Below are 6,603 nucleotides of genomic sequence, written 5' to 3'. Positions count from 1 at the left end.
ACCACGACCTCCCGCCCCTACAACCCGGCAGCTGGCCCATACCTCGGCACCGCCTGGGTCAGCTGGGTTGCGGCTTGAATCGTCGAACCTCTTGAGGCCAGCCGCAGGCTTCCGCCATCTTGCCGGCCCACGTCTTGGCGGCCTCGTCATCGGCCACGTCCACCACGGCGAAGCCGCCCAGGAACTCCTTGGTCTCGACGTATGGTCCGTCGGTGATCAGCACGGTGCTACTGCTGGGGTCGGCGCTGTAGACCGGGCCGTCTTCTTCCTCCAACCCTCCGGCGAACACGTAGACGCCCGCAGCCTTCATCTCGTTCACGACCGCCATGGCGAGCGGTCCGCGCCCGCGGAACCAGTCCTCGGTGTGGTCGCCCACCCACTGCTGGTTGAAGTAGATGAGGTACTCGGTCATGTTTCCTCCTTGTCCCGGCGGCCTCCTCGGCAGCCTCTCACCTGTTCTACGAACGCCGTGCTCCAGATCCGACAGGCTGCCCGCAAAAATCTTCACGGGCGCCCGGCCGGCCGGTAGATCTGGATCGTGACGCCCTTGGAGTCGACTCGGGACTCGATCAGGTCGAGGGCAAGGTCCGGGCCGGTCGCCGGGAGCAGTCGCTCGCCCTGGCCGAGAATCACCGGGACCACGATCAGCGTCATCTCATCGACCAGATCGTTCGCCAGCAGCCACCGGGTCAGGGCGCCGCTGCCGTGCACCTGCAGTTCGCCGCCCGATTTGGCCTTCAGCTCTCCGACTGCGGCCGCGACGTCTGCGGTCGGGACGGTGGTGCCCGACCACGCCGGATCGGTGAGCGTGGTCGACGCGACGTACTTGGGTTGGGTGTTCAACGCGCGCAGGACGGGCTCCCAGCCGGGGACATCCTGTTCCGTCCAGGACCCCCACGAGCCGGCGAACAGGTCGTAGGTGCGTCGGCCGAACAGGAACGCGTCGGCGCGCTGGTAGGTCTGGTTGATGAATGCGTGGGTGTCGTGGTCGCCCTTGCCCCGGGCCCACCCGCCACGGTCGAATCCGTTCCTGCGGTCCTCCTCCGACGCGTGGCCGTCGCCCTGCATCACGCCATCGATGGTGACCTTGGTCAGGGTTGTCAGCTTCATTGTTGCGGTTCCTTTGGCAGTGGCGTCGCCCCTGGTGGGCTGCCTCACCCCTGCTACGAACACCAGCACCGGGATCCGACACCGCGACCCGGAATTCCTTCGACGACTTGCGCTACGCCGTCAACGAGCCGCATTTGCGAGGGCGGGTCGCGTGTTGTGTCGCGGCTGGGCCTTGAGAGCGGGGGCCAGCGCCGTGCCGGCGACGATGAACGCGGTGAGCACCGGTAGCAGTCCCAGGGCGGCGGGCAGGGAGGTCAGAGAAGCGAGTCGGCCGATCAGTGGTGGCCCGCAGACGAAGCCGGCCCAGCCGCAGGCCGCGGCGGTGGCGAGGGCGGTACCCGGGTGCAGACCGGGGATGCGTCCGGCTGCGCTGAACACGGCCGGCACGACCGACGCCAGCCCGATCCCCAAGCACACGAACCCGCCCAGCGCAGCGCCGGGCCGGCCGACCAACAACCCCGCGGTGAATCCGATCGTGGCCACGACGGCGAGTGCAGGGAGGAGCCGGTCGATCCGGTAGCGGGTCCGCAGCCGGTTGCCTGCAAGCCGGACGGTCACCATGGCCAGGGCGAATGCGGCGTAGCCGAGGCCGGGAACGATACCGGTGGTGTGTAGAGGGCCGGCCAGATACGCCGAGGCCCAGTTGGCGGTGGCGCCCTCGCACAGCATGCTCGCGAACGCGATCGTGCCGAGCAACACCATCCCACCCGACCACCGAGATGCCGTCGTCGACGATTGATCCGCAGCGCGGGAGTCGGCGGCCGAGCCGTGCGGGTCTCTGGCGTCGGGCAGCATCCGGGTGGTGAGCAGCCCAGCAGTCAGCAACGCGAGCGTGCCGAGGACGAGAAGCTGGGTGGTGAGAGTGACCCCGGCGCCCACGGCGAGCGCGCCGATGCCGGCTCCGGCGAAGGAGCCGATGCTCCAGCTGCCGTGGAGCCCGGACATGAGAACCTGCTGCCTGCCACGTTCGACGGCGATGGCCTGCGTGTTCATGGCCACGTCGAGGGTGCCCTGGAACGCGCCCCACACGAACAGCGCACCGAACAGTGCCGGCACGGTGCCGGTGAGCCCGACGAGCGGACCGGCGGCGCAGTAGCCGACCAGCGCGAGTTGCACGATGCGGCGACTACCGAGCCGCGGGAGCAAGTAGGCCGAGCCGGCCATTGCGGTCACCGATCCGACCGGCGCCCCCAGCAGCGCGAACCCCAGCGTCCCGTAGGTGAGCCCAAGATGGGCCTCCACGTCCGGGATGTGCGCAGTCCACGACGCGAAAAGCAGACCGTGCACAACAAACACGACGGTTACCGCGATCCGCGGCCAGCGACTCTCCGCCGGGCGCGTCGATGCCAGCAGCGCGTCCGGTAGGGCGATGTCAGGCACGGTGCACCTCCACGCCACTCGCTTGCAGCGCTGCGACGGCGGCATCGGGTGCGGTGACGTCCGTGACGACCACGTCGAACGCGGACAGCTCACACACCACGGCCAAAGCGGCCCGCCCGAACTTCGCCCCGTCGATGGCGAGCACACTGCGACCCCCTGAAGCGATCAGGGCCTGCTTCACCGCGGCCTCGTCGACGTCATGGGCCATCACGTGACCTTCCGGGGATACGCCGCAGCAGCCCAATACCACCGTGTCGAACCGCAGCGCGGTGATGCTCGCCAGCGCCAACGGCCCGACCATCGCCAGCTCCCCGGGTCGGATTGCACCGCCGGGCATCATCAACCGCACCGAGGGCGACGCCGCCAGCGCCATCGCGGCATGTAGTGACAGCGGCAGCACCGTCATTCGTCGCCCGATCAGGGCCCGCGCCGTCTCGACGACGGTGGTGCCGCTGTCCAAACCGACCGCCTCGCCGTCGCCGAGCAGATCGGCGACGACCGCCGCGATTCGTCGCTTGGCGTCCACGGCCTCGATCTCCCGCATCGCGAACGGCAGTTCTTCCCCGCGCATCAACAGGTTCACCGCGCCACCACGCACTCGGCGGGCCACCCCACGCTCAACCAGCTGGTCGAGGTCCCGTCGAATCGTCATCTCCGCGGTGCCGAATTCAGCCGCTGCGCCGGCGACCTCGACGCGACCCTCCCGCCGCAATGTCTCAACCAGCCGGCTAACCCGCTCCGCCGCTTCCATAGCGCCTAACGTACATCAATTGTGTCCGTACGAACATCGGCAATGTGAACTTGCCCGGGGCTAGGGCTGACTAACTCGGGTCGGCAGAGCCGGACCGTTCCGCGAATCACCGTGATCGGGTGACGCGTCCTCACCTGCCCGGCGGCGAGCCTCGTAACGAGCGCGGCCATACGACCCCCGACCGAGGGAGATCCTCCGTGAGCACCGAGCAGCGAGCGAACCTCGACGCAATCCTGCGACAGTCAGCCTTCCCCGCGGACATCGATGTCACCGAGCAACGGCGACTGCTCCGAGACCTGCTGTCGGCACAGCCCCTGCCCGCCGAGATCACCGTGACCGCAGCCGAACTGGGCGGCGTGCCCACCGCCGAGATCACCGTCGAGGGAGTCGAACCTCGCCACGTTGTTCTCTACTTCCACGCCGGCGTGTACGCCATGGGGGACGCCTTCCTCGCCGCCGACCTGGCCTCTCAGGTCGGCCGGCGGACGCGCGCCAAGGTCATCTCCGTCGACTACCGGCTCGCGCCCGAGCATCCGTATCCGGCGGCCGTCGACGACGCTCTTGCCGCCTACGAAGCTCTCCTGCAGAACGGCACCGCTCCTTCGGACATCGTCCTCGCGGGAGAGTCCGCCGGCGGCGGCCTCGCCGTGATCACCATGGTCAATGCCAGAGACCACGGACTGCCCTTGCCGGCCGCGGCCTTGGCGATGTCGCCGTACGCCGACCTCACCCTGGCCGGGACGAGCATGGACACCAAGAGCGAGGTCGACCCGCTGATGAGCCGAGCAGGCCTCCAACCCCGCGTCACCGACTACACGTCGGGACAGGACGCCGCTCTTGGCCTCATCAGCCCGATATTCGCCGACCTGTCCGGCCTGCCGCCCCTGGTCATCCAGGCCGGAAGCCACGAGGTCCTCCTTGACGACGCCGTCCGCCTCGCGCAACAAGCCGCCAACGCCGACGTCGAGGTAACACTCGACATCACCCCCGGGGTGCCGCACGTCTTCCAGGCCTATTACCCGATGCTCGACGAAGCGACCGCGGCGCTGGACAGAGCCGGACAGCTCCTCACGGCGCATCTCGCCGCTGCAGAACGCGTCCCCGCATAGCGAGAGGCCGAACACGGAGTCCGACGGGACTACCGTGTCGGCGTGTCAACGAATGCGCGAACACTGCAACCCTTGGTGATTCTGCTCTCGGGCGCCTCCTCGTCGGGGAAAACAACCGTCTCCGGCTGATCAAGTGAGGCACACGGCAGCTGACCATGTCCAGCCAGGTTTGACCGGGTTCGATCGGTAGGGCTTGCATGCGCGCGATCGTGTATGACCGTTACGGCGGTCCCGAGGTACTGCATCTCGTCGAGGTCGAGGACCCGATCCCCGACGCAAGCGAGGTGCAGATCCGGGTCCGGACCGCCGGCGTGAACCCGGTCGACGCCAAGCAACGTCGCGGCGACTTCGCCGCCGTCGTACCGGCGCATTTTCCGCAGCGGCTCGGCAACGAATACGCCGGCGTCGTCACGGCGCTCGGGATTGGCGTCACCGGGCTCGCGGTCGGTGATGAAGTGTTCGGCTCCGCGACCGCGCAGTGCTACGCCGAGAGTGTCGTGGTCGACGCCGCAGAGGTGGTCGGCAAACCACCCGAGATTCCCTGGGAGGTTGCGGGAACCCTTCCCGCCGTCGGCCAGACCGCCTACACCGCGCTGGACGCGCTCGACGTACGGCGCGGCGACACGCTGCTGGTCCACGCCGCCGCCGGCGGGGTGGGCACCGTCGCCGTACAACTCGCGCGGCACCGCGGCGCAACCGTCATAGGTACGGCCAGTCAGGCAAATCACGACTACCTGCGCGGGCTGGGCGTGACTCCGGTCACCTACGGCGCCGGGCTTTCCGAACGCGTCGCCGGGCTCGCTCCGCACGGCGTCGACGCGGCGCTGGACCTTGTCGGCGGTGACGCCATCACCGTCTCGCTCCGCCTGGTTGCCGACCCACACCGAATCGCCACCACCGTCGACGCCCAGGCCGCGCGCACATACGGCATCCAACGTGTGGGTATGCGATCCACAGCCGCGCTGCGCGAACTGGCCACCCTCTACGCCGACGGCGGGCTCACCCTGCCGATCGAGGCCACCTACCCGCTCGCCGACGCAGCCCGCTCGCACGAACACCTGGAGACCGGGCACGTCAGAGGCAAGATCGCCCTACTCATCGACTAGGCAACGGGCGTCAGCCGACCGCGACCCGCCGATCGCCCGAGAGATAGGCGACGATGAGCGCGAGCGGAAAGAAGATCAGGCTGAAGATGAAGAACCCGATGAAGCTGTGCCCCTTACGACCTGCGACGCGGGCCGGCCAGAACGCTATCGCCACCCACACGATCGCGCAGATTACCCACCATATGAAGGACATCGGACTCCCCGTCCACCAGCGCTTCTGCGACCTCGAAGGCTCGTGGCCGTCGTCCTCACTGGAGCCCCTCCCGCCGTACCGCGGCATCATCCGGTCGGGGTGAACGCACCATCAGCCGCTCCGATCCATGATCGTGATCGGATCAATACGGCGTTTCGCGGCTATTTCCGATCACGATCATGCAGAAGGCGAGGGGCGATCATCGCTCGGCGGGGGCCCTGCGAACCGGAGTCCGGACAGGTCGCTGAGTACGGCGTTCGCGCCCCGTTCGCGGAGCGCATCCGGCCGCCCGGCCCGGTCGACGCCGATCACCACCCCGAAACCGCCGCCCTTCGCCGCGGCCACCCCGTCCATGCGGCTCTCGACGACCGCAGTGCGCTCCGGCGGTGTGGTCGTACGCCTGGCCACCTCGAGGAAGAGGATCTGTTCGGGATCGCCGGGACGCCACACGCCCGTCGCATCGGTGGCGTCGAGCCGGACGTCGAACAGGGCCGCGGCGCCCGCCAGTTCCAACAGCTCGGCGGCGTAGCTCTCCGCCGAGACCGCGGCGGTGGCCAGCTTCCGCTGCCGGGCGGTCCGGACCAACCCAACCGTCGACTGGTACGGCGGGGTGCCAAGGCGGCGGGCCTCGGAGAGGAACAGCTCCTCCTGGCGCACCGCCAAGCCGCGCAGGTCGTCGAAGGGCAGCGTGATCAGGCGGGAGGCGAGAAAGTCCGCGAGGCCGTCCGTGCGGGGCCGGCCGTAGAAATAACGCAGGTAATCGGCCGGCACCCTGAACGGCCGGAGCACCGTGTCATGAAGTTCGACGTACGAGCGCAGGAACGGGTCGAGTACCGACCGCCAGGTCTCGGCCGAGACGCGCAGCGTGTCGAGTACGACGCCGTCGACACCGAAGATCATCGCGGTGATGTCGTCGCTCAGCAGGTAGCTCTCGTCCGCCCGGGCCGGCGTCAT

8 protein-coding genes are annotated in these 6,603 nt (G+C 68.7%); 2 read left to right on the top strand and 6 right to left on the bottom strand.

Annotation, left to right across the window (positions count from 1 at the left end; all coding sequences use genetic code 11):
• Window positions 1–58: 58 nt before the first annotated feature.
• The 4 genes from VGH85_01410 to VGH85_01395 all read right to left on the bottom strand — a co-directional run bounded on the left by VGH85_01410 (window position 59) and on the right by VGH85_01395 (window position 3,241).
• Window positions 59–412 (bottom strand): YciI family protein, encoded by a 354-nt coding sequence (locus tag VGH85_01410; protein ID HEY2172447.1) that lies wholly within the window; start codon window positions 410–412, stop codon window positions 59–61.
• Window positions 413–504: 92 nt separating this feature from the next.
• Window positions 505–1,110 (bottom strand): dihydrofolate reductase family protein, encoded by a 606-nt coding sequence (locus VGH85_01405; GenBank protein ID HEY2172446.1) that lies wholly within the window; start codon window positions 1,108–1,110, stop codon window positions 505–507.
• A gap of 120 nt (window positions 1,111–1,230) precedes the next feature.
• Window positions 1,231–2,490, bottom strand: a complete 1,260-nt coding sequence (locus tag VGH85_01400; GenBank protein ID HEY2172445.1) for an MFS transporter — start codon at window positions 2,488–2,490, stop codon at window positions 1,231–1,233.
• Complete coding sequence (locus VGH85_01395; protein HEY2172444.1) at window positions 2,483–3,241, bottom strand: DeoR/GlpR family DNA-binding transcription regulator; 759 nt, start codon at window positions 3,239–3,241, stop codon at window positions 2,483–2,485. The genes VGH85_01400 and VGH85_01395 overlap by 8 nt, the downstream gene beginning before the upstream one ends.
• Window positions 3,242–3,438: 197 nt before the next feature.
• Between VGH85_01395 and VGH85_01390 the strand changes: the two genes are divergently transcribed.
• Together VGH85_01390 and VGH85_01385 are read left to right on the top strand one after the other, a co-directional pair.
• On the top strand, window positions 3,439–4,350 hold the full coding sequence (locus VGH85_01390) for an alpha/beta hydrolase (GenBank protein HEY2172443.1): 912 nt from the start codon (window positions 3,439–3,441) through the stop codon (window positions 4,348–4,350).
• Between the two features lie 197 nt (window positions 4,351–4,547).
• Window positions 4,548–5,456: an NADP-dependent oxidoreductase gene (locus VGH85_01385; GenBank protein HEY2172442.1), complete on the top strand. Its 909-nt coding sequence runs from the start codon at window positions 4,548–4,550 to the stop codon at window positions 5,454–5,456.
• Between the two features lie 10 nt (window positions 5,457–5,466).
• Here VGH85_01385 and VGH85_01380 read toward each other — a convergent pair whose 3' ends face one another.
• Window positions 5,467–5,649: a hypothetical protein gene (locus VGH85_01380; GenBank protein HEY2172441.1), complete on the bottom strand. Its 183-nt coding sequence runs from the start codon at window positions 5,647–5,649 to the stop codon at window positions 5,467–5,469.
• Between the two features lie 177 nt (window positions 5,650–5,826).
• Window positions 5,827–6,603 carry an HAD family hydrolase gene (locus VGH85_01375; protein HEY2172440.1) on the bottom strand — a complete coding sequence of 259 codons (777 nt, stop codon included), beginning with the start codon at window positions 6,601–6,603 and terminating at the stop codon, window positions 5,827–5,829.

It is taken from the genome of Mycobacteriales bacterium, from assembly GCA_036497565.1.
Taxonomy (GTDB): Bacteria; Actinomycetota; Actinomycetes; order Mycobacteriales; family QHCD01; genus DASXJE01.
Note: the sequence above shows the minus strand (reverse complement) of the source record. Positions and strands in the feature narration are given on the sequence as shown.

Coding starts and splice junctions, on each gene's coding strand:
- VGH85_01410 (HEY2172447.1), bottom strand. CDS start 412: ATGACCGAGTACCTCATCTACTTCAACCAGCAGTGGGTGGGCGACCAC.
- VGH85_01405 (HEY2172446.1), bottom strand. CDS start 1,110: ATGAAGCTGACAACCCTGACCAAGGTCACCATCGATGGCGTGATGCAG.
- VGH85_01395 (HEY2172444.1), bottom strand. CDS start 3,241: ATGGAAGCGGCGGAGCGGGTTAGCCGGCTGGTTGAGACATTGCGGCGG.
- VGH85_01385 (HEY2172442.1), top strand. CDS start 4,548: ATGCGCGCGATCGTGTATGACCGTTACGGCGGTCCCGAGGTACTGCAT.
- VGH85_01380 (HEY2172441.1), bottom strand. CDS start 5,649: ATGTCCTTCATATGGTGGGTAATCTGCGCGATCGTGTGGGTGGCGATA.
- VGH85_01375 (HEY2172440.1), bottom strand. CDS start 6,603: ATGACGCCGGCCCGGGCGGACGAGAGCTACCTGCTGAGCGACGACATC.